This is a genomic window from Vibrio sp. 2096 (genome assembly GCF_033339595.1).
Classification (GTDB): domain Bacteria; phylum Pseudomonadota; class Gammaproteobacteria; order Enterobacterales; family Vibrionaceae; genus Vibrio; species Vibrio alginolyticus.
This window is the reverse complement of the sequence record NZ_JAWOUX010000008.1, coordinates 184,341-204,143: the sequence shown is the minus strand read 5'-3', so window position 1 is coordinate 204,143 and position 19,803 is coordinate 184,341. Positions and strand designations below refer to the sequence as shown.

The following is a 19,803-nucleotide window of genomic DNA, read 5'->3' as shown; positions in this document are numbered from 1 at the left end:
TGCGTAATCTGTGTTTTATTGGTGTTTTTATTAATTTGAATAAGTCGGTTTGTGTGCGAGTCAGTTGGCATTTTTAGTTGATATTGAATGTGTCCCCAAGGTAATCCAATGAATTGAATCGCACATTTTTATTCGCTGGATTTTCCAAGATTCTTCTCTCGAAGAAGATACGTCCAGGCTTACCAAATTGAAGACAGCAACCTAGATGAAACGAACAACGTGTAACAAACTTATTGCGCTGGCAGTGGCGGCATTCAGTGTGCCATCAACACAGGCGATTGTGTTAGGAGATGAACAAACCGATCCTGTTGACCGCGTTACTTTGCGAGCAAGTAATATGGCAGAGTTTCCGCTGTGTGGTGGAACGATGCTGACAGAGCAATGGGTACTGACTGCGGCGCACTGTGTGGTGATGGGACAAGGAACCAATGAAGCAACCTACTATGTGACCCCGCCGGGTGAGCTGTCGGTGAATGCGAATGTGTATGAACTTAATTCTGCAGGGCTTGATAACTTCTATCCGGTGTCTCACGTTGTGGTTCATCCGGATTACACCCGGATTTCAAAAGCTGAGACCGACAGTAATGGCAACGTGAAACCTATCCAAACCGGTTTAGATTCAGACATCGCGTTGCTGTATCTCACGCGCCCAGTGGCAAACGCGAACTTTGCTGACCTAGCGAGTAAAGTTGACATGGAGAGTATCGAAGCACGTTTGGTGGCGGATTGGAACGATAATTACCTGACCAATCAACGTGTCGAAAATGTGCAAGTGTTTGGATGGGGGGCTACTCAGCCGGATGCTTCTGAACCTTCTAATACGCTCAAAACCACCATTAGCACATTTTTACCCATCGACAAATGTTATGAGCGTTTAGAAATTGGCAGCAGTTTTCCGGGGATCATTGATTCAAGAGACAACCAAACCAAAATTTGTACGCTACCAACACAAAACCATGTATTGGAGCCAGATAGCCATACTCAATATGGCAACTCTGCATGTAAAGGTGACAGTGGTGGCCCGTTGGTCGATGTGGCGACCGGCAAACAAATTGGTATTGTTAGTGGCGGCCCCCTTATTCTACCAACGTGTGGCTCTTTGACGATCCCAAGTTTCTACACCAAGGTGAGCCACTATTACGACTGGGTACAGTCTTACATCACTGCCGATGCGCCACCAAGTCGTTACATCATTGCGCCGAATTTTATCAAAAGTGCTAACAATGAAAGTGGTGACAATAAAGAGTGTCACGATGGCATTGCGACCAATAACTGTGATTTCAAAGGCTCAGATGATGAAGGTGGCAGTCTAGGGTTTTGGTTATTGGGTTTATTCGTGCCGTTATTCTTGTGGCGAAAGCGTGAGGTTTGATAGGGCGATTGGAATGCCAAACTAATAAGCAGCGGTATACGCTGCTTTGCTTTTTTCATGTTCTCTCTTTTGGGCTCAAATTAAAAATAGTGCCAAGTAATCGAGGCTTTTCACGTTTTATTACACTCTTCACCATGGCTTTTACTGCTATATTCTGGTGATTTGCTTGCTATTGCAGCATGTAAACATATACTAGTCTGCTGCGAAAAACTCGTCGCAATTTTATCGTCGCCTAGACGTGATTTGACCAATAGATAAGACAAGTAACATGCAAGTATCAGATTTCCATTTCGACCTTCCAGATGAACTCATCGCTCGCTACCCTCAACCAGAGCGTACCGCTAGCCGACTGCTGCAAATGGACGGCAATACCGGAGAGCTCATTGATGGCACATTTACTGATGTATTGGGCCAAGTTCAACCCGGTGACTTAGTGGTGTTTAATAATACTCGTGTTATTCCTGCTCGTCTTTTTGGCCGCAAGGAATCGGGCGGTAAATTAGAAGTGCTGGTGGAGCGCATGTTGGATGAGAAAAGCATCCTCGCGCACGTTCGTTGCTCTAAATCACCAAAACCAGGTACAACCATTATTGTTGGCGAGAATGATGAATATTCAGCAGAAATGGTTGCACGCCATGATGCTTTATTTGAACTGAAATTTAGTTCTGATAAGACGGTACTAGAAATTCTGGAAGAAATCGGCCATATGCCGCTTCCTCCTTACATCGACCGTCCAGACGAAGATGCAGATAAAGAGCGTTACCAAACGGTATATAATCAAAAGCCAGGTGCGGTTGCGGCACCGACGGCGGGCCTTCACTTTGATGATGTTCTCTTGGAGAAAATCAAAGCGAAAGGTGCAGAGTTTGCTTACGTTACTTTGCACGTTGGGGCGGGTACATTCCAGCCAGTAAAAGTGGAAAATATCAACGATCACCACATGCATGCCGAGTACGTAGAAGTACCACAAGAAGTCGTCGACGCAATTAAAGCGACGAAAGCGCGTGGCGGACGAATTATTGCTGTTGGTACCACATCTGTGCGTTCACTTGAAAGTGCAGCGCAAGACGCATTGCAAAAAGGGACTGAGCTGGCCCCATTCTTTGGCGATACTGAAATCTTTATTTTCCCTGGTTACGAATATCAGCTAGTGGATTGCTTGATCACAAACTTCCACTTGCCTGAATCAACATTGATCATGTTGGTGAGTGCATTTGCTGGATACGAGAACACCATGAATGCTTACAAACATGCGGTGGAAAACAAATACCGTTTCTTCTCGTATGGCGATTCAATGTTCATCAAGAAGAAAACGGCGTAGTTAAAAATAGATTTACGAGTGCTAGCAGTAAGCTAGGAAATAAAGCATCCATTGCTTTGTCTCTCGCAAGGAAAAGCGACCGCTCCTTAAAGTAGGGTAGAGCCCTAAACACTCAGTCAGACTGTTTCTCTGACACCCGGAGGCATCGTGAAATTAAAATTCGATCTTAAGAAGAAAAACGGCAATGCACGTCGTGGTCAACTGACTTTCGAACGCGGCACTGTTCAAACTCCTGCGTTCATGCCAGTAGGTACTTACGGTACCGTTAAAGGTATGACACCAGAAGAAGTAAAAGGTACTGGTGCAGAAATTCTGCTAGGTAATACGTTCCACCTGTGGCTACGTCCTGGTCAAGAAGTGATGAAAATGCACGGTGACCTGCACGATTTTATGAACTGGCACGGTCCTATTCTTACTGATTCAGGCGGCTTTCAAGTATTCAGCCTTGGTAAGATGCGTACGATCACTGAAGAAGGTGTACATTTTCGTAACCCAGTAAACGGTGACAAGATTTTCATGGACGCAGAAAAGTCGATGGAAATTCAAAAAGACCTGGGCTCTGATATTGTTATGATTTTTGACGAGTGCACGCCATACCCAGCGACACATGATGAAGCGAAGAAATCGATGGAAATGTCATTACGCTGGGCACAGCGTTCACGTGACCACTTCGAGAAGCTAGAAAACCCAAACAACCTATTTGGTATTGTTCAAGGTGGTGTTTACGAAGATTTACGTGATGTGTCGGTAAAAGGTCTAACGGAAATCGGTTTTGACGGTTATGCGGTTGGTGGTTTGGCAGTAGGTGAGCCTAAAGAAGACATGCACCGTATTCTTGAGCATACTTGTCCTCAACTTCCTGAAGACAAACCTCGCTACTTGATGGGCGTAGGTAAGCCAGAAGACTTGGTTGAAGGTGTTCGTCGTGGTATCGACATGTTTGACTGTGTAATGCCAACGCGTAACGCACGTAATGGTCACTTATTTGTGACTGGTGGTGTGATCAAGATCCGTAATGCGAAACATAAAACGGATACAACACCATTGGATCCGCATTGTGACTGTTACACTTGTCAAAACTACAGCAAGTCGTACCTTCACCATTTAGAGCGTTGTAATGAAATCTTAGGCGCTCGCTTGAATACAATCCATAACCTGCGTTACTACCAGCGTCTGATGGAAAGCATTCGTAAAGCAATTGATGAAGATCGCTTCGATGAATTTGTTACTGAGTTCTATGAGCGTCGTGGTCGTGAAGTGCCACCACTAGCAAAAGAGCAGTAATTGAAAAACTAAAAGAATTAAAGCCTTTGGCATGTCGCCAGAGGCTTTTGCTAATAAAGTAGGCTAACGCACGTTATTTTTGAGAGAGCGATCTCTATTAGTTACTCTCAGACTTGAATCTAAAATGCGAAAGCCCAATTTGTTTGATTATCAATAAAATATAATGAGGATGTTTTAATGTTTATTTCTCAGGCTCACGCAGCAGCAGAAGGCGCGCCAGCAGGCGGTGGTTTTGAAATGCTAATCATGCTTGGCATGTTCGCAGTGATCTTTTACTTCATGATTTACCGCCCACAAGCGAAACGCGTAAAAGAACACAAAAACCTAATGGCTTCTATGGGCAAAGGCGACGAAGTTTTAACTAGCGGTGGCCTAGTGGGTAAAATCACTAAGATTGCTGAAGACAATGACTACATTTCAATTGAGCTTAACGCGAACAATGAAGTAGTAATCAAGAAAGACTTCATCACTGCAGTGCTACCAAAAGGTACGCTTAAGTCTCTATAAAACAGCTAAAGGATCCTCGCTGTGCTAAACCGTTATCCATTATGGAAGTACTTGATGGTGCTTTTTGCCATCATCACCGCTGCGTTATACGCACTTCCAAATATCTACGGTGAAGATCCGGCTATTCAAGTTACAGGGGCGCGTGGCGCCTCTGTAGATATGTCAACGCTGGATGCTGTCACTACTGCTCTTAACAAAGAGCAACTTTCTCATAAATCCATTGCTCTCGAAGATGGATCAATTCTTGTTCGTTTTAACGACACTGACACACAAATCAGTGCTCGTGATGTCATCAGCGAAGCGCTAGGCAAAGACACAATTGTTGCACTTAACCTTGCACCTTCTACACCCGATTGGCTAGAAGCGATTGGCGCGTCACCATTGAAGCTAGGTCTTGACCTTCGCGGTGGTGTTCACTTCTTAATGGAAGTGGATATGGATGCAGCGATGGAAAAGCTTGTTGGTCAACAAGAAGAAGCTTTCCGTAGCGAACTTCGTGACGCCAAGATTCGTTACCGTGCAATCCGCCCTTCTGGAAAAGAAGCGGTAGAAGTGTTGTTGCGTAACGAAGAGCAATTAGCAGAAGCGAAAGCAACGCTAGAAAAGAATCACCCGGACATGATTTTTGTCGATTCTGATTCAAATGGCCGTTACGCTCTTACTGCAACCTTTACTGAGCAACGTTTACAAGAGATCCGTAACTATGCTGTTGAGCAAAACATTACGATTTTACGTAATCGTGTCAACGAACTAGGTGTTGCGGAACCATTGGTTCAACGTCAAGGTGCTAGTCGCATTGTAGTTGAACTGCCTGGTGTTCAAGACACTGCTCGTGCAAAAGAAATTCTCGGAGCTACGGCAACGCTTGAATTCCGTGAAGTTGATGATAAAGCTGACCTATCGGCAGCGGCAAATGGTCGTGCGCCAGCAGGTAGTGAAATCAAGATGGACCGTGATGGTCGCCCAGTTGTGCTTAAGAAGCGCGTTATTCTTGGCGGTCAAAGCATCACAGATGCAAGCTCAAGTGTTGATGAATATGGTCGTCCACAAGTTAACATCTCGCTAGACAGCGAAGGTGGTAATAAGATGTCTGCGTTCTCTAAGAAGAACATTGGTAAGCTAATGGCTACCGTGTTTGCAGAATACAAAGACAGTGGCCGTCGTACGCCTGAAGGCAAAGTTATTCTGGATAAGCATGAAGAAGTCATCAACCAAGCAACGATTCAATCGGCTCTTGGTCGTAACTTCCGTATTACAGGTATCGACTCTGCTGCAGAAGCACACAACCTAGCACTTCTACTACGTGCTGGTGCACTGATTGCACCTATCTCTATCGTTGAAGAACGTACCATTGGTCCATCAATGGGCCAGCAAAACATCGATATGGGTATCCAAGCATGTATCTGGGGTATGGTTGCCGTAATGCTATTTACGCTGCTTTACTACCGCGGCTTTGGTTTGATTGCAAACATCGCTCTAATGGCAAACTTGGTGCTTATCATTGGTGTTATGTCGATGATTCCAGGCGCTACCATGACGCTTCCGGGGATAGCCGGTATCGTGTTAACAGTCGGTATGGCGGTTGATGCGAACGTACTGATCTTCGAGCGTATCCGTGAAGAAATTCGTGATGGACGTAGTCCACAACAAGCGATTCACCAAGGTTACGCGAATGCATTCAGCACGATTGCTGATGCGAACATCACAACACTAATTACTGCAATCATTCTATTTGCGGTCGGTACAGGTGCGGTGAAAGGTTTCGCAGTTACTCTATCTATCGGTATCTTAACTTCAATGTTCACCGCCATTATTGGTACACGTTGTATCGTGAACCTGATCTACGGTGGCAAACGCGTTGATAAATTGTCGATCTAAGGCTGGGAATTAATATGTTTCAAATTCTAAAAGCAGAGAAGACGATCGGCTTTATGCGTTGGTCGAAAGTAGCATTCGTTTTTTCAATTATAATGATTGCTGCTTCCATCTTCACTTTGTCAACCAAGTGGCTTAATTGGGGCCTAGATTTCACTGGCGGTACGCTTATCGAGGTCGGTTTTGAACAGCCAGCAAACCTTGAAGAGATTCGTGCAGCACTAGATTCAAAAGGCTTTGGCGATGCAACAGTACAAAACTTCGGTAGTGCTCGTGAAGTCATGGTTCGTCTTCGTCCACGTGATGACGTTTCTGGTGAAACGCTAGGTAACCAAATCATTGGTGCTATCAAAGATGGTACTGGCGAAAGCGTAGAAATGCGTCGTATTGAGTTCGTAGGTCCCAACGTTGGTGATGAGCTAACAGAAGCTGGTGGTCTAGCGATCTTGGTATCGCTGATCTGTATCCTGCTTTATGTATCGATGCGATTTGAATGGCGTCTAGCGGCTGGTGCGGTAATGGCATTGGCTCACGATATAATTATCACGCTAGGTGTCTTCTCGTTTCTACAAATTGAAGTTGACCTGACCATCGTAGCTGCGCTACTGACGGTTGTGGGCTACTCACTCAACGATACCATAGTTGTATTTGACCGGATTCGTGAAAACTTCCGTAAGATGCGTAAGGGTGAACCTTCAGACATTATGGACGCCTCAATCACTCAAACGTTGAGCCGTACATTGATTACATCTGGTACGACGCTGTTCGTGGTAATTGCACTGTTCATGCAGGGTGGTGCGATGATTCACGGCTTCGCAACTGCACTACTACTAGGTATCACTGTTGGTACTTACTCTTCTATCTACGTAGCATCAGCACTGGCTCTAAAACTGGGTATCCAGAAAGAGCACTTGATGCCACCTCAAGTAGAAAAAGAAGGTGCAGAGTTCGACGAAATGCCATAAGGCAGATTGAGAACCGAAAACAAAAACCGCTGAGCAATCAGCGGTTTTTTTATGCCTGATAGATTTGAAAGTTTCATTTTTTTTTGAGGTACTTCCAGCTTGAATTGTAGTTTTTTGATTGAGTTGAATATCGGAAGTATGTTCAACAATTTCGGGAGGAAATAATGTCAAGGCAAGCTGAAATAAAAGTACAGTTACTGAAGTTTGTAGAGATTTCTTACAAGCACAATAAAGGTGTTACCACCAAGCTAGTTACTGGAGGGAAAAGGTTCAAGTTAGCAGTTGATGAGTCAGGTAAAGTAACTTTATCTGGTGAGCTTGGATTTACTAAGTTTGAAGTTTCAAAAGAAATGGTTGAAGAGCTGGGCATAAAATTAAAAGCCGTTTCTGTTACTTTTAAAACTACTCGTGATGGTGTTTTGACATACAGTGGGAGTGTTTCTCTTTTTGGTGTTGTTTCCTTTGGAGTTACTGGGCAGGTAAATGTCCGTGAGCTTTTAGAGCAGTGCGAGTGGGGGCTTTGTAAGTACAGATTTAAGCCGAGTAAAATTGATCAAGCGCTCCGTGAAGCTGGGGTTTAGTTGGTTATGCTAAATAGAATTCTACCTATTCCGGTTTTACTAAGTGTTTCAACGCCCTGCATCGCAAGTCCACTCCACGATACTTACCTTGATATACGTAATAATTTATACAAGATGCAGTATATAGAGGTGGTAGAAGCTATGGCAGGACCAAATCTATCGATTGAAGAGCTGAACAGTATTAAGTCTCACCCAATAAAATTTGGTCATCAATTTCCATTTTTATCATCTATCCCATCAAGTTTGGTTACAGAGCTGTCTTACTTTGAAGAGTACAGTGAGGATGGAGGAGTTGGATGTCTTTCTGTAAACGGCTTTGGTGATGTATACCAGCCAGTCACGGTTTCGCTGCAGTTTTTAATGAAGGAACAAATATGGAAGGTTAAGCACGTAAAAATAGACCACTTATCTGACTACGACCGTTTCTACAAACAGGCTGATTGTTCGAAATCAAAAAGCCCCGCTCAATGAGCGGGGCTTTCTAAAGTCATCAGCGTGACGGGCTATATATGACTTTCAAATCTTACTTAAGGATCGCGCTGTTACCGTTTTCGCGGATGTGCTTAAGGATAGATTTTACGCCACGAGCGCTTGAAGCAACGATGTTACCAGACTTCATGTAGTCAGTGCCGCCAGCAAAGTCTGTTAGGATTGCGCCAGCTTCACGAGCAATAAGCTCACCTGCTGCCATATCCCAAGGTTTTAGGCCTAGCTCGAAGTAACCATCAACACGGCCAGCAGCCACGTAACAAAGGTCAAGAGCAGCAGAGCCGCTACGACGGAAATCAGCACATTCAGTGAATAGCGCACCAACGATCTTGATGTAAGACTCAGCGTGTTGTTTCTGCTTGAATGGGAAGCCTGTTGCTAGAACAGTACCTTGAAGGTCTTTTAGTTGAGCAACACGAATACGTGCACTGTTTAGTTGAGCGCCGGCACCGCGTTGTGCAGTGAATAGCTCGTTTTGCATTGGATCGTAAACACAAGCAACTTCAGTTTTGCCCTTAATACGAACAGCGATAGAAACCGCGAAAGTTGGGTAACCTTTTACAAAGTTAGTGGTGCCATCCAGTGGGTCGATGATCCATTGTACGTCTTTATCTTTACCTTCGATAAGACCTTGTTCTTCAGCAACGATACAGTGCTCAGGGTAAGACTGCTTGATAGTATCGATGATGATGTATTCTGCTTCTTTGTCTACGTTAGTGACAAAGTCATTAGTGCCTTTAAGAGTAGATTCTACTTTATCAGTGTTTTCTAATGATTTAGCAATATGATTGCCTGCCTTTCGCGCAGCGCGAATAGCAATGTTTAGCATTGGATGCATACGAATTTCCCAACGGATGTTAAAGAACAAATGAAAGCGGCGGCGAGTATACCAGAGATAATCAAAAAGGGAAGTGGTTATTTTTTACTCTAATTGCGGCCGACTGAGTGTACAGATCATACTGCGGACGAGAACAATAACCAAGAATGAGAAGAGAGGTCTGCTTGCCTCTAGGGTGTCTTAAAAAACTATGATAACATTCTGCGGTTTTAATTTAGGTAGCAAACACAGATGTTGGATCAAGTAAAAATTGTACTCGTAGGTACCTCTCATTCAGGCAATATTGGCTCAGCAGCTCGAGCAATGAAAGTGATGGGTTTAAACCAACTAGTATTAGTCGATCCACAATGTGAAGTGGATGAACAAACTCTTGCTTTAGCTGCGGGTGCTGGTGATATTGCTCAAAATGCAAAGATTGTCGGCACATTAGAAGAAGCGGTTGAAGATTGTGGCCTTGTTGTGGGTTCTAGCGCCCGCTCTCGTACATTAGAATGGCCAATGCTCGAGCCACGTGAATGCGGTGAGAAATTTGCAGTTGAAGGCCGAAAGCATCCGGTTGCGCTCGTGTTTGGCCGAGAAAGAACTGGTTTGACAAACGAAGAGCTACAAAAGTGCCACTACCATGTTTGTATTCCCGCTAATCCTGAGTACAGCTCGCTTAACCTAGCGATGGCTGTACAAACTCTCAGTTACGAAGTGCGAGTTGCACACTTGAACTTAGAGCAAAGCCAGTTTTCCCCAAATGAATCGGAAGAATACCCGCGTCATCGAGAACTCGAAATGTTCTTCGAGCATCTTGAAAAGGTGATGGTTGAGACCCAGTTTATTAACAAAGAGCAACCTGGACAGGTGATGAATAAGTTGCGCCGTTTGTTCTCTCGTGCTCGACCAGAAACCCAAGAACTTAATATTCTACGAGGCGTTTTGACTTCGATAGAAAAGAAGTTCTGAGTGAATAATAACCACTTTAGATGTGAGGATGAATACCTGAGTAAAATGGTCAAATAAATACTTGACCAAATTACTCAGGTATGGAAAAATCTTAACCATTACAAACCATGTGGATACGGTGTGGTATGAAACTTACATCTAAAGGAAGATATGCGGTGACAGCCATGCTGGATGTGGCACTGCATTCGCAACAAAACCCTGTACCTCTGGCTGATATTTCAGAGCGTCAAGGGATCTCGCTCTCTTACTTAGAGCAGCTATTTTCAAAATTGCGTAAAGCAGGTCTCGTTGCCAGCGTTCGTGGTCCTGGTGGTGGTTACCGACTTGGTGCCGACGCTCACAGTATCGCTATTGGTACCGTGATTGCTGCCGTTGATGAGTCAGTAGATGCAACCAAATGCCAAGGTAAAGGAGATTGCCAAGGTGGAACACGTTGCCTTACTCACACGCTGTGGCGTGACCTAAGCTCTCGCATTAGTGACTTTTTGAATAACATCACTCTTGGTGAGTTGATGACAGACAATGAAGTACTCGAAATTTCTGATCGTCAGGACATTGATCTGGCGGTAACCCATGGGCTATCAAACAAAAATACAACCGCCGCGCCCATCGGTGTAAACGTCCGCTCTTAGCGGTCAGCTTTTTACATTGGAGTAGAGAATGAAACTGCCGATTTATCTTGATTATTCCGCTACATGTCCAGTTGATCCACGTGTTGCTGAAAAAATGGTTCAGTACATGACAATGGATGGCACATTTGGCAACCCAGCGTCACGTTCGCACCGTTACGGCTGGCAGGCAGAAGAAGCGGTCGATACTGCTCGTGAGCAAATTGCTGACCTTCTAAATGCAGATCCTCGCGAAATCGTATTTACATCTGGTGCGACAGAATCAGACAACCTTGCGATTAAAGGTGCAGCGCACTTTTACTCGAAGAAAGGCAAGCACGTAATCACTTGTAAAACAGAGCACAAAGCCGTTCTTGACCCATGTCGTCAACTTGAGCGTGAAGGCTTTGAAGTGACTTACCTTGAGCCAGAATCAAATGGCTTGATCGATCTAGAGAAGCTTAGAGCAGCCATGCGTGATGACACCGTGCTTGTGTCTATTATGCATGTAAACAACGAGATTGGTGTGGTTCAAGACATTACAGCGATCGGCGAACTGTGCCGTGAGCGTAAAATTGTTTTCCACGTGGACGCTGCGCAATCTGCAGGTAAATTACCAATCGACGTTCAAGAGATGAAAGTTGATCTAATTTCACTTTCTGCTCACAAAGTTTACGGTCCTAAAGGTATCGGTGCACTTTACGTACGTCGTAAGCCTCGTATTCGTCTTGAAGCGCAAATGCACGGTGGCGGTCATGAGCGTGGTTTCCGCTCTGGTACACTACCTACTCACCAAATCGTAGGCATGGGTGAAGCATTCCGCATTGCAAAAGAAGACATGCAAAAAGATTACGATCATGCTTTAGCGCTTCGTAACCGTCTTTTTGATGGCGTGAAAGACTTAGAAGCAGTGACGGTAAACGGTGACTTTGAGCAGCGTGTACCACACAACCTAAACATCAGTTTCGCATTCGTAGAAGGCGAATCACTACTAATGTCGCTTAAAGATCTAGCGGTATCTTCTGGTAGTGCTTGTACGTCTGCAAGCCTTGAGCCTTCTTACGTTCTTCGTGCCCTAGGCATGGATGACGAATTGGCTCACAGCTCGGTTCGTTTCTCGTTTGGTCGTTTCACGACTGAAGAAGAAATTGATTACGCAATTGAACAAATCCGCGTTGCAGTGACTAAGCTACGCGACATGTCTCCTCTATGGGATATGTACAAAGAAGGGATTGATTTGAGCACTGTTGAATGGGCTCACCATTAATCTCAGGGATTGAAATAGAGGATTCGAGGTAATTTATCATGGCATACAGCGAAAAAGTAATTGATCACTACGAGAACCCACGTAACGTTGGTTCATTCGATAAAGAAGATCCATCAGTAGGTAGCGGCATGGTTGGCGCTCCTGCGTGTGGTGACGTAATGAAGCTTCAAATCAAAGTGACACCTGAAGGTATCATCGAAGATGCGAAGTTCAAAACATACGGTTGTGGTAGTGCAATCGCATCAAGCTCACTAGTAACTGAGTGGGTAAAAGGTAAGTCAGTTGATGAAGCGGCAGCAATTAAAAACTCTGAGATTGCTGAAGAGCTAGAGCTTCCACCAGTTAAAGTTCACTGTTCTATTCTTGCTGAAGATGCAATCAAAGCAGCGGTTGCTGACTACAAGAAAAAACACCAAGAATAATTATTCCGTAATATAATGGGAGCTTTGACGCTCCCATTCCAATCGAAATTTAGACAGACTAAGGTGCAGTATGGCCATCACAATGACAGAATCAGCGGCAAGTCGCGTAAGAGCATTCCTAGATAACCGAGGCAAAGGTATCGGTTTACGTCTTGGAGTGAAGACGACTGGCTGTTCCGGCATGGCATACGTACTTGAGTTTGTTGATGAGCTCAATGAAGAAGACGAAGTATTTGAACTCTCTGGAGTGAAAATTATCATCGATCAAAAGAGCTTAGTGTACCTAGATGGTACTGAATTGGATTACGTGAAAGAAGGGTTGAATGAAGGTTTTGAATTCAACAACCCTAACGCGAAAAGTGAATGTGGTTGTGGTGAAAGCTTCAACGTCTAATTGATTGTCCTTCTGGGCAAACGAGTCCGGAAGGCTTTACTAGGACCCGAACTTAATGAATCACTTTGAATTATTTGGGCTACCAAGTCAGTTTAAGCTGGATGGTAGCCTTCTTTCTTCTCAGTTCCGAGAACTACAAAAACGCTTCCACCCGGATAACTTTGCAACGGGCTCAGAACGTGACCGTTTGATGGCGGTGCAAAAGGCGGCGCAAATCAACGATGCCTATCAAGTTCTGAAAAATCCTATTTCTCGCGCCGAGTATATCCTCGCAGAGCAAGGTGTTGAGATCCGAGGTGAACAGCAAACAATGCAAGATCCGATGTTCTTAATGGAGCAAATGGAACTGCGCGAAGAACTGGAAGAGATTGCTGACAAGTCCGATCCTGAATCGGCGCTTTTTGACTTCGACTCTAAGGTCAGCAAAATGTACAAACAGCATCTGGCAAGCGTCGAGCAAGAGCTTGATGATGGTCTATGGACTGAAGCCGCAGACCGAGTTCGTAAGCTAAAATTCATTGCCAAACTAAAGAACGAAATTGAGCTAGTCGAAGACAAACTCCTCGGCTAGTAAGCGTGACAAGGACCTATCATGGCACTACTTCAAATCGCAGAACCGGGCCAAAGCTCGGCACCTCATGAGCATAAGTTAGCAGCGGGTATCGACTTAGGTACTACCAACTCTTTGGTTGCTTCTGTACGTAGCGGCGATGCAACTCCACTTGCGGACGAGCAGGGCCGTACTATTTTACCTTCAGTCGTTAATTACGCTGAGGAAACGTTAACGGTCGGCCACGAAGCCAAAGCCAAAGCAGAGTTTGAACCAGAGAACACGATTATCTCTGTAAAACGTTTGATCGGTCGTTCATTAAAGGACATTCAGTCCCGTTACTCTTCACTTCCTTATCGTTTTAAAGAGAGTGAAAACGGCCTGCCAATTCTGCAAACACCTCAAGGTGACAAAAACCCGATTGAAGTATCTGCGGACATCCTAAAAGTATTGGGTAAGCGAGCTGAAGATACGTTAGGTGGTGAGTTAGCTGGTGTAGTTATTACCGTTCCTGCTTACTTTGATGACGCGCAACGTGCAGGTACAAAAGATGCGGCGAAATTAGCTGGTCTTCATGTTCTCCGTCTACTTAACGAACCAACCGCTGCGGCAATTGCTTATGGCCTAGACTCTGGTCAAGAAGGTGTGATTGCGGTTTACGATCTAGGTGGCGGTACTTTTGATATCTCTATCCTACGTTTATCGAAAGGCGTATTTGAAGTATTAGCAACAGGTGGCGATTCTGCATTAGGCGGTGACGACTTCGACCATCTATTTGCCGATTATTTAATGGAGCAAGCGGGTCTAGAAGCGCCGCTTTCTGCAGAAAAGAACCGTACACTGTTGAACATTGCTACTGAAGCTAAGATTGCTTTCTCTGAGCAAGACAGTGTTGACGTTGACGTTTTTGGTTGGAAAGGCACCGTGACTCGCGAGCAGTTCGAAGATCTGATTCGTCCGCTAGTGAAGAAAACCCTGATGTCTTGCCGCCGTGCGCTGAAAGATGCGGATGTAGATGCGGAAGATGTACTTGAAGTAGTCATGGTCGGTGGCTCAACACGCACATTGCTTGTACGAGAAATGGTTGGCGAATTCTTTGGCCGTACACCACTGACAAGCATTAACCCAGATGAAGTCGTCGCAATCGGTGCGGGTATTCAAGCTGATATTCTCGCGGGTAACAAACCTGACTCTGAAATGTTGCTTCTTGATGTGATTCCACTGTCGCTCGGTATTGAAACCATGGGTGGTTTGGTCGAGAAGATCATCCCCCGCAACACTACGATTCCCGTTGCGCGTGCGCAAGAATTTACCACATTCAAAGATGGCCAAACGGCGATGAGTGTTCATGTGGTACAAGGTGAACGTGAAATGGTTGATGACTGTCGTTCACTTGCTCGCTTCTCGTTAAAAGGTATTCCTCCGATGGCAGCGGGTGCGGCACATATTCGCGTGACTTACCAAGTTGACGCTGATGGCCTTCTTTCTGTTACGGCAATGGAGAAGAGCACTGGTGTTCAATCAGAGATTCAAGTAAAACCTTCTTACGGCTTAAGTGACAATGAAGTGGCGGATATGTTGCGTGATTCAATGACGCACGCAAAAGAAGACATGCAAGCTCGTGCCTTAGCTGAACAGCGTGTTGAAGCCGACCGAGTGATAGAAGGTTTGATTGCAGCGATGCAAGCTGATGGTGATGACTTACTATCAGAACAAGAGAAACAAAACTTGATTAAAGCCATCGAAGCCTTGATTGAGCTGCGTAATGGTGATGATGCAGATGCGATAGAGCAGGGCATTAAAGATACCGATAAAGCGAGCCAAGATTTCGCATCACGCCGTATGGATAAATCGATTCGAGCTGCGTTGTCAGGTCAATCAGTAGACGATATATAAGAGATAAGTAGTTATGCCTAAGATTATTGTATTACCACACGACGATTTGTGCCCAGAAGGTGCAGTGTTGGAAGCAAACTCTGGTGACACCGTTCTAGACGTAGCGCTAAAAAACGGTATCGGTATTGAACATGCGTGTGAGAAGTCATGTGCGTGTACTACCTGCCACGTAATCATCCGTGAAGGTTTTGATTCACTAGAAGAAAGTGAAGAACTAGAAGACGACATGCTAGATAAAGCGTGGGGTCTAGAGCCTGAGTCACGCCTAGGGTGTCAGGCGAGAATTGCTGATGAAGACTTGGTAGTAGAAATTCCTAAATACACACTCAACCACGCTTCAGAAGATCACTAAAACTATCTTCCCAATATAGGGAAGAAGCAAAAGGAAGATGAGCAATGAAATGGACAGATTCTCGCGATATCGCGATTGAACTTTGTGACAAGTTTCCAGATGTCGATCCAAAAACAGTGCGTTTTACCGATCTTCATCAATGGATCATGGAGTTAGATGAGTTTGACGATGAGCCAAACCGTTCTAATGAAAAGATTCTAGAAGCCGTTATCATGTGCTGGATGGACGAAGCAGACTAAGTCTGTAAAACACAGCCTAGTTAACAATTCTTACTAAAAAAAGCGGACCTTTAGGTCCGTTTTTTTATCCAATTGACATTTTTGCCCTACATAATGCTAACATCCGTGAGTTATTAAAAAGAAGCAGCGTAGGCAACGCTGCTATAAGACAAGGAGAAACCATGTCTACACAGATGTCTGTATTTTTAAGTCAAGAGTCGGCAGCACCACATTGGGGTGAAAAAGCACTGCTTTCATTCGCTGAAAACGGCGCAACTATTCACTTAGGTGAAGGTCATGATCTCGGCGCAATTCAACGTGCAGCTCGTCAGCTAGATGGCCAAGGAATTCGTTCTATTTTTCTTTCTGGTGATAACTGGGATCTAGAGAGCGTATGGGCTTTCCACCAAGGGTTCCGTAACCCTAAAAAACATGGCTCAGTTGAGTGGGCAGCATTGTCTGATGAAGAGCAAGCAGAGCTTCAAGCTCGTATTACTTCGACTGATTTTACCCGCGATATTATCAACAAAACGGCAGAAGAAGTTGCTCCTCGTCAGCTAGCGACAATGGCTGCTGAATTCATCAAATCTGTTGCGCCGAAAGGCACGGTGACAGCTCGTATCGTCAAAGACAAAGACTTGTTGGCAGAAGGTTGGGAAGGTATTTACGCAGTAGGCCGTGGTTCTGAGCGTACTTCTGCGATGCTTCAGTTAGACTACAACCCAACTGGTGACGAAAACGCACCTGTATTCGCATGTCTTGTGGGTAAAGGCATCACCTTTGATTCCGGTGGTTACAGCTTGAAGCCTTCTACCTTCATGAGTGCAATGAAAGCAGATATGGGTGGCTCGGGTACTATAACTGGTGGCCTAGGATTAGCTATCTTGCGCGGTTTAAACAAGCGCGTAAAGCTGATCTTGTGTTGTGCTGAGAACATGGTTTCTGGCCGTGCCCTTAAGCTTGGCGACATCATCACTTACAAAAACGGCAAAACCGTTGAGATTATGAATACCGACGCGGAAGGTCGCTTGGTGCTTGCAGACGGTCTTATCTACGCCAGTGAGCAAAAGCCTGAGTTAATCATTGACTGCGCGACGCTAACAGGCGCAGCGAAGAATGCGTTAGGTAACGATTACCATGCGCTAATGAGCTTTGATGATGAGCTATCGCATCAAGCGCTTACGGCGGCAAACCAGGAAAAAGAAGGCTTGTGGCCGCTACCACTTGCTGATTTCCATCGAGAAATGCTGCCATCTAATTTTGCCGATTTATCGAATATCAGCTCTGGTGATTATTCTCCGGGTGCAAGTACTGCAGCTGCATTCTTGTCTTACTTCGTTGAGGACTACAAAAAAGGCTGGTTACATTTCGACTGTGCGGGTACGTATCGTAAAGCCGCTTCTGATAAATGGGCTGCGGGAGCAACGGGTATGGGTGTTCGTACACTTGCTCGTTTCCTCAATGAGCAAGCTGGAAAATAAGATTGATTGCAGCACTCTCTTGTTTGAGTGCTGCTCTTACCCAGTAAGTCACTTTAAAAGCACAACTATTATTACAAGTACAGAAAGGAAATTTTATGGCTCTAGAAAGAACATTTTCAATCATTAAGCCTGATGCTGTAGAGCGAAACCTAATTGGTGAAATCTACAATCGTATTGAAAAGGCTGGCCTACGTATCATCGCTGCCAAAATGGTTCACCTGACAGAAGATCAGGCAAGCGGCTTTTATGCAGAGCATGAAGGTAAAGAGTTTTTCCCTCCTCTAAAAGAGTTCATGACATCTGGTCCTATTATGGTTCAGGTATTGGAAGGCGAAAATGCGATTGCACGTTACCGCGAGCTAATGGGTAAAACCAACCCAGAGGACGCGGCATGTGGCACTTTGCGTGCTGATTACGCACTCAGCATGCGTCACAATTCAGTTCATGGTTCAGATAGCCCTGAGTCTGCCGCTCGTGAAATTGAGTTTTTCTTCCCTGAATCAGAAGTTTTCTCTCGCTAACTCGTTCATGCATCACTTTTGCGTGATGATCTAGTTCGTAATAACCTCGGAATTGTCCGAGGTTTTTTATTCCGCGTTCTCCATTTCACCTGCGAGTTCATTCGTAATTATTCGCGAAGATGTTGGCTAATCTGAGCATCTTACAGGGGTGAAAGCTTAGTTACGTGTGTTTGTTCTCACTGTTTTCTCTGTACCACTTCTACGCTTTTGTTGTCGGTTGTCTAATCATTATTCTCACCGTAAAGTCTGATTAAAATTTAATCGTTTTTATTTTAATGCCTTAGCAAACTCAGGGTCTTACACCCCTTGTTGTAGCTGCATAAAGGCTGTACAATTCGCGCCCTTATTCTTGTTTCAGTCATTGAGAGGCAACATGACCACTGAAAAAATCAATCTACTCGACTTTGATCGCAAAGGCATGCGTCAGTTTTTCGCGGAAGAACTTGGCGAGAAAGCGTTTCGTGCCGATCAGGTTATGAAGTGGATCTACCATTTCGGTGTAGATGACTTCGAAAAAATGACAAACATCAACAAGAAGCTGCGCGAAAAGCTTTTACACAAGTGTGAAATTAAAGCACCAACTGTAGCAGAAGCTCAGCATTCTTCAGACGGCACGATCAAGTGGGCAATGAAGGTTGGTGATCAGGATGTAGAAACGGTTTACATTCCAGAAGATGATCGCGCAACGCTTTGTGTATCTTCTCAAGTAGGTTGTGCATTGGAATGTAAGTTCTGCTCAACAGCACAGCAGGGCTTTAACCGTAACTTGAAAGTTTCAGAGATCATCGGTCAGGTGTGGCGTGCTGCACGTGAAATTGGTCTTGAGAAAGAAACAGGCCGTCGCCCAATTACGAACGTCGTGATGATGGGCATGGGTGAGCCGCTTCTTAATATGAAGAACTTGATTCCTGCATTGGAGTTAATGCTGGATGACCTTGGCTTTGGTTTGTCGAAGCGTCGCGTAACCGTATCAACATCAGGTGTCGTTTCTGGTCTTGATCAGATGACGGGCAAAATCGACGTTGCGTTAGCGATCTCTCTTCATGCGCCAAACGATAAGCTGCGTAGTGAAATCATGCCAATTAACGATCGTTGGGATATTCAAGATTTCCTAGCATCCGTTCGTCGTTACATTGCTTCATCGAATGCAAACCGTGGCAAGGTAACAGTCGAGTACGTGTTGCTTGATCATGTGAACGATGACATGGACCATGCTCGTGAACTGGCTGAATTGATGAAAGACACACCATGTAAGATTAACTTGATTCCGTTTAACCCGTACCCAGGTTCACCTTACAAGAAACCAAGTAACTCACGTATTGATCGCTTCCAAAAAACATTGATGCAATACGAGCACACAGTTACGGTTCGTAAAACACGTGGTGATGACATTGATGCCGCATGTGGTCAGTTGGTCGGTGATGTAATTGACCGAACTAAACGTACGGCAATGCTGAAAGCGTCACGCGGTGCCGATACCATTGAAGTGAAAGCTGTATAAACGACCGGAATTCAAAAATAGCCAGAGCCATTCGCTCTGGCTATTTTGTTTATTGTTTAGGACATTTTCGCCAAGATTTGGGACTATCACTCTTCAACCTAAGGTTATTTGGGTATAATTTCGAATTCCTTTGTCAAAGTTTGGACAAAAGCTTGAGCTATCTGTTAGTTTGAGTGTAAAGAGTTTTTGTCTTCGTTGCGCATTCGCTTATCATGATATGTAACACTAACGATGACACCGATAATTCTCAGCACTTTCTCACATACGTTTTGCTGATTTTTGCAAAACGGGTATTCGCACTCAGATCGCTGAGAGTTTCTTAAAATTATTATTTTTGGTTAACGCGTTTAGGCTAGCTATCTTTAAAGAGGCTTAAGAACAATAACGAAAATACATGACCACGTTAGCCA

General features: G+C 44.7%; 21 protein-coding genes. 20 read left to right on the top strand and 1 reads right to left on the bottom strand.

Translation table 11 applies throughout. The features are described from left to right. The first annotated feature begins 205 nt into the window (after positions 1-205). The 8 genes from R7Q41_RS16425 to R7Q41_RS16390 all read left to right on the top strand — a co-directional run bounded on the left by R7Q41_RS16425 (position 206) and on the right by R7Q41_RS16390 (position 8,376). Positions 206-1,372 carry a trypsin-like serine protease gene (locus R7Q41_RS16425; RefSeq protein ID WP_053306540.1) on the top strand — a complete coding sequence of 389 codons (1,167 nt, stop codon included), beginning with the start codon at positions 206-208 and terminating at the stop codon, positions 1,370-1,372. 268 nt (positions 1,373-1,640) lie between these two features. After that, positions 1,641-2,693: a tRNA preQ1(34) S-adenosylmethionine ribosyltransferase-isomerase QueA gene (queA, locus tag R7Q41_RS16420; RefSeq protein ID WP_025768859.1), complete on the top strand. Its 1,053-nt coding sequence runs from the start codon at positions 1,641-1,643 to the stop codon at positions 2,691-2,693. A 147-nt stretch (positions 2,694-2,840) separates the two neighbouring features. Next, positions 2,841-3,977 carry a tRNA guanosine(34) transglycosylase Tgt gene (gene tgt / locus R7Q41_RS16415; protein WP_005381727.1) on the top strand — a complete coding sequence of 379 codons (1,137 nt, stop codon included), beginning with the start codon at positions 2,841-2,843 and terminating at the stop codon, positions 3,975-3,977. A 177-nt stretch (positions 3,978-4,154) separates the two neighbouring features. Continuing rightward, the gene (yajC, locus tag R7Q41_RS16410) at positions 4,155-4,484 is read left to right on the top strand and encodes a preprotein translocase subunit YajC (protein ID WP_005381725.1); all 330 of its coding nucleotides are present in this window, start codon (positions 4,155-4,157) and stop codon (positions 4,482-4,484) included. A 21-nt stretch (positions 4,485-4,505) separates the two neighbouring features. After that, positions 4,506-6,362 carry a protein translocase subunit SecD gene (secD, locus tag R7Q41_RS16405; RefSeq protein WP_005381724.1) on the top strand — a complete coding sequence of 619 codons (1,857 nt, stop codon included), beginning with the start codon at positions 4,506-4,508 and terminating at the stop codon, positions 6,360-6,362. Between the two features lie 14 nt (positions 6,363-6,376). Next, entirely contained in the window at positions 6,377-7,324 is a 948-nt protein-coding gene (gene secF / locus R7Q41_RS16400; RefSeq protein WP_005383689.1) for a protein translocase subunit SecF, read from the top strand. A gap of 164 nt (positions 7,325-7,488) precedes the next feature. Next, complete coding sequence (locus R7Q41_RS16395; RefSeq protein ID WP_017633921.1) at positions 7,489-7,905, top strand: hypothetical protein; 417 nt, start codon at positions 7,489-7,491, stop codon at positions 7,903-7,905. Between the two features lie 141 nt (positions 7,906-8,046). Further along, entirely contained in the window at positions 8,047-8,376 is a 330-nt protein-coding gene (locus tag R7Q41_RS16390; protein ID WP_206954195.1) for a hypothetical protein, read from the top strand. 52 nt (positions 8,377-8,428) lie between these two features. Here R7Q41_RS16390 and suhB read toward each other — a convergent pair whose 3' ends face one another. Continuing rightward, positions 8,429-9,232, bottom strand: coding sequence for an inositol-1-monophosphatase (suhB, locus tag R7Q41_RS16385; RefSeq protein ID WP_005381722.1), 804 nt, complete (start codon positions 9,230-9,232; stop codon positions 8,429-8,431). Positions 9,233-9,463: 231 nt separating this feature from the next. On the opposite strand from suhB, the gene trmJ reads away from it, so the two are divergent. The 12 genes from trmJ to R7Q41_RS16325 all read left to right on the top strand — a co-directional run bounded on the left by trmJ (position 9,464) and on the right by R7Q41_RS16325 (position 19,393). Continuing rightward, on the top strand, positions 9,464-10,183 hold the full coding sequence (gene trmJ, locus R7Q41_RS16380) for a tRNA (cytosine(32)/uridine(32)-2'-O)-methyltransferase TrmJ (RefSeq protein WP_005383693.1): 720 nt from the start codon (positions 9,464-9,466) through the stop codon (positions 10,181-10,183). A gap of 125 nt (positions 10,184-10,308) precedes the next feature. Further along, positions 10,309-10,815 carry a Fe-S cluster assembly transcriptional regulator IscR gene (gene iscR / locus R7Q41_RS16375; RefSeq protein ID WP_005381720.1) on the top strand — a complete coding sequence of 169 codons (507 nt, stop codon included), beginning with the start codon at positions 10,309-10,311 and terminating at the stop codon, positions 10,813-10,815. A 28-nt stretch (positions 10,816-10,843) separates the two neighbouring features. Further along, the gene (locus R7Q41_RS16370) at positions 10,844-12,058 is read left to right on the top strand and encodes an IscS subfamily cysteine desulfurase (RefSeq protein WP_005381719.1); all 1,215 of its coding nucleotides are present in this window, start codon (positions 10,844-10,846) and stop codon (positions 12,056-12,058) included. A 38-nt stretch (positions 12,059-12,096) separates the two neighbouring features. Continuing rightward, a complete protein-coding gene (gene iscU, locus R7Q41_RS16365) occupies positions 12,097-12,480 on the top strand; it encodes a Fe-S cluster assembly scaffold IscU (protein ID WP_005381718.1) in 384 nt (127 codons plus the stop codon). A gap of 70 nt (positions 12,481-12,550) precedes the next feature. After that, the gene (gene iscA, locus R7Q41_RS16360; RefSeq protein WP_005381717.1) at positions 12,551-12,874 is read left to right on the top strand and encodes an iron-sulfur cluster assembly protein IscA; all 324 of its coding nucleotides are present in this window, start codon (positions 12,551-12,553) and stop codon (positions 12,872-12,874) included. A 55-nt stretch (positions 12,875-12,929) separates the two neighbouring features. Beyond that, entirely contained in the window at positions 12,930-13,445 is a 516-nt protein-coding gene (gene hscB / locus R7Q41_RS16355; protein WP_005381716.1) for a co-chaperone HscB, read from the top strand. A gap of 21 nt (positions 13,446-13,466) precedes the next feature. Next, a complete protein-coding gene (hscA, locus tag R7Q41_RS16350) occupies positions 13,467-15,320 on the top strand; it encodes a Fe-S protein assembly chaperone HscA (RefSeq protein ID WP_053302969.1) in 1,854 nt (617 codons plus the stop codon). Between the two features lie 13 nt (positions 15,321-15,333). Then, positions 15,334-15,672, top strand: coding sequence for an ISC system 2Fe-2S type ferredoxin (gene fdx, locus R7Q41_RS16345; RefSeq protein ID WP_005381713.1), 339 nt, complete (start codon positions 15,334-15,336; stop codon positions 15,670-15,672). Between the two features lie 44 nt (positions 15,673-15,716). Continuing rightward, entirely contained in the window at positions 15,717-15,911 is a 195-nt protein-coding gene (iscX, locus tag R7Q41_RS16340; RefSeq protein WP_005381711.1) for a Fe-S cluster assembly protein IscX, read from the top strand. Between the two features lie 161 nt (positions 15,912-16,072). Then, the gene (gene pepB / locus R7Q41_RS16335) at positions 16,073-17,371 is read left to right on the top strand and encodes an aminopeptidase PepB (protein WP_017633915.1); all 1,299 of its coding nucleotides are present in this window, start codon (positions 16,073-16,075) and stop codon (positions 17,369-17,371) included. A 95-nt stretch (positions 17,372-17,466) separates the two neighbouring features. Then, the gene (gene ndk / locus R7Q41_RS16330; RefSeq protein WP_005381702.1) at positions 17,467-17,892 is read left to right on the top strand and encodes a nucleoside-diphosphate kinase; all 426 of its coding nucleotides are present in this window, start codon (positions 17,467-17,469) and stop codon (positions 17,890-17,892) included. A 373-nt stretch (positions 17,893-18,265) separates the two neighbouring features. Further along, complete coding sequence (locus tag R7Q41_RS16325; RefSeq protein ID WP_017633913.1) at positions 18,266-19,393, top strand: bifunctional tRNA (adenosine(37)-C2)-methyltransferase TrmG/ribosomal RNA large subunit methyltransferase RlmN; 1,128 nt, start codon at positions 18,266-18,268, stop codon at positions 19,391-19,393. Positions 19,394-19,803 lie beyond the last annotated feature (410 nt).